General features: G+C 58.9%; 1 protein-coding gene. It reads right to left on the bottom strand.

Annotated elements, in window-relative coordinates; translation table 11 throughout:
* The coding region (locus tag M3223_RS23930) for a PfkB family carbohydrate kinase (RefSeq protein WP_251566294.1) at positions 1–443 on the bottom strand (443 nt) is incomplete at both ends.

Raw genomic sequence — 443 nt, 5'->3', positions numbered from 1 at the left:
CGACAGGTGGGTGCCAGTCACCGCCAGCGCCCGGGAGGAGGCAATATACTCCTCGCTAATGTCGTCAGGCGTTAAGGCCATATCGGCGCAGTTATCGCGGTAGAAAATCAGGGGGAAGGTCTCCTGATCCTTAATCCCCAGCATCACCAGCGCGGTCAGGCGAGATTTGTCGGTAATCAGATACTCGGTATCCACCCCGGCGCGGTTGAGCGTTTCGCGCAGGAAACGGCCGTTGTGTTCATCGCCAACGCGCGCCAGCATGGCCGATTTCAGCCCCTGAATCGCGGTGCCAAAGGCCACGTTGCCGGAGGAGCCGCCGAGATATTTCGCGAAACTGGCAACGTCTTCTAGCCGCGAACCAATCTGCTGGGCATAGAGGTCGACGGCCACCCGACCTATACAGATGACGTCGAGCCGCTTTACTGCTGCATTCATAGCTAGGA

The sequence above is a fragment of the Paenibacillus pasadenensis genome, from assembly GCF_023715725.1.
Taxonomy (GTDB): Bacteria; Bacillota; Bacilli; order Paenibacillales; family Paenibacillaceae; genus Paenibacillus_O; species Paenibacillus_O pasadenensis_A.
Note: the sequence above shows the minus strand (reverse complement) of the source record. Positions and strands in the feature narration are given on the sequence as shown.